1 protein-coding gene is annotated in these 610 nt (G+C 59.0%); it reads right to left on the reverse strand.

The annotated features are described in order from the left end of the window. Positions 1-97 precede the first annotated feature (97 nt). The coding region (locus NLU14_RS21320) for a group II intron maturase-specific domain-containing protein (RefSeq protein WP_275710412.1) at positions 98-610 on the reverse strand (513 nt) is incomplete at its 5' end.

The raw sequence follows: 610 nt of genomic DNA on the forward strand, positions 1-610 counted from the left end.
TAATCGGGATAGGGAGGCACCTCACGATGCCCCTCCTCCCACATCACCGGGCATACGGATCACGTACCACGGCGATTCAGTGACTTGATTCAACCCTTTACCGTACTGCCAACTCCGGCAGTCCATAGCTCCGGAACAACCGGGCCGGTAAGGCTTGCCGTAGTGCCGGCGAATGACTCAGCCGCCACGGCCCATGGGCTGATTTCGCAGTGTTCCAGGCCAGCTCGACCGAGACACCCCGCTTTCTCAGTTCACGATACCCCTTTCGGCCCCATTGCTTCCACACGTAACTTCTCATTCTCCGCCGTATCCACTTGTCCAGGTCCCGCAGCGGGCTCAGTACTTCGGCTGCGTCGAAGTACGCTTTCCAACCAAGCAGGGTCTCTTTCAGGTCTGCGATCACCTGGGCCAGTGAGTGGCCCCGTGTTCGGCGGCTCAGTATCCGGATTTGGGTTTTCAGCTTCGTGATGGCTTTGCTAGCCACCTTCAAGCGTTGCCCTTTCCGGCTGAGGGTGAAGCCCAGGAAGCTCCGCTTCCAGGGCCGGTCTACCGCACTCTTTCGTGTATTCACTGTGAGCCTCAGCGAGTCCTCGATAAAGCGCGCCAGACT

This window comes from Marinobacter iranensis, from assembly GCF_029207565.1.
GTDB lineage: Bacteria > Pseudomonadota > Gammaproteobacteria > Pseudomonadales > Oleiphilaceae > Marinobacter > Marinobacter iranensis.